2 protein-coding genes are annotated in these 1,293 nt (G+C 32.5%); one reads left to right on the top strand and one right to left on the bottom strand.

Translation table 11 applies throughout. From position 1 onward, the window contains the following. Positions 1 to 30: 30 nt before the first annotated feature. The gene (locus AC1MPL_RS00210; RefSeq protein WP_479763295.1) at positions 31 to 327 is read right to left on the bottom strand and encodes a type II toxin-antitoxin system RelE/ParE family toxin; all 297 of its coding nucleotides are present in this window, start codon (positions 325 to 327) and stop codon (positions 31 to 33) included. A 227-nt stretch (positions 328 to 554) separates the two neighbouring features. Between AC1MPL_RS00210 and AC1MPL_RS00205 the strand changes: the two genes are divergently transcribed. Further along, positions 555 to 1,293: benzoate/H(+) symporter BenE family transporter (locus AC1MPL_RS00205; RefSeq protein WP_479763293.1), on the top strand; the 739-nt coding region annotated here is incomplete at its 3' end.

Raw genomic sequence — 1,293 nt, 5'->3', positions numbered from 1 at the left:
AAACTTGGTAAATCAGCAACTTTAACCATTTTAATCCTCCAATGTTTTTGATAGTTTGACTGCACGATCAATATCTTGCTGTTGAGTAGATTTTTCTCCACCACCAAGCATGACAATAATGACATCGTTATGCTTAATGTAATACATACGCCACCCTGGACCGAAGAACTCTCTCATTTCCCAAACACCCTCTTGCAGATGTTTAGTATCACCAAAATTTCCACGTTGAACTTTATCTAAGCGACGATTTAAACGGATTCTGGTCATATTGTCTTTAATACTATCTAACCATTCATCAAATTCAGGTAGACGTTTAATTTCAATCATGAGTATTCCTTGTTATCTTACCTTTATTGTATTCGTTCGAATACAATATGCAAGAGAATTATTTTAATACGAGTTGATACAAGACAAATTTTTATCAGCATAACAGTCTATTTTTTTAGTCCATAACAGTTCTATTTATTCCGTATCTTCTGATTGTACTATTTTATTTTTAAAAGAATTATTTTTAATGTTTAAACCAATTTGAAAGTATAAAGAGCATTATTGTTATGGTTAATTTAAAAAGAATAAAAGAGGATTTCTCATATTCGGCTCTAATATCTGGACTACTCGCTGTTGTAATTTCATATGCTGGGCCTTTAGTTATTATTTTTCAAGCTGGCCAAGTTTCTCACCTTCCAGTCAATGTAATGTCATCTTGGGTATGGGCAGTTTCAATAGGGAGTGGATTATTAGGTATTATTCTCAGCTTTAGATATAAAGTCCCTATTATTACAGCTTGGTCAACACCAGGAGCTGCATTACTTGTTACCTCTTTACCTTCAATGAGTCTAAACGAAGCTATTGGTGTATATATCTGTGTTGGTATATGTACTTTAATCATTGGAATATCAGGTTTTTTTGACAAAGTTATTGATATAATTCCAAAAGGTTTAGCATCTGCACTACTTGCAGGGATTTTACTTAACTTTGGATTAGGAATATTTAAATCACTTCAGAGTAATTTTTATCTAGTGATTATTATGCTAGTTACTTACCTGGTTTCAAAACGGATAAATGCACGCTATTCCATAGCAGCTGTTCTTATTTTTGGGTTATTTAGCTCAGTTATTATGGGAATGACTAATTTTACTGGGTTTCATTTATCTTTAGTAAAACCAATATTAATCATGCCTGAGTTTAGGTTACATTCACTTATTAGTTTAGGGATTCCTCTATTACTTGTAAGCTTAACTGGGCAGTTTATGCCAGGTATGGCCGTTCTTAGAACATCAAATTTTACTGTTA

The organism is Acinetobacter sp. N1-1 (assembly GCF_056711485.1).
This window is presented reverse-complemented; position numbering and strand designations above follow the sequence as displayed.

What these genes read in the sequence shown, in the direction of transcription:
- AC1MPL_RS00210 (WP_479763295.1), bottom strand. Translation starts at nt 327, where the DNA reads ATGATTGAAATTAAACGTCTACCTGAATTTGATGAATGGTTAGATAGT.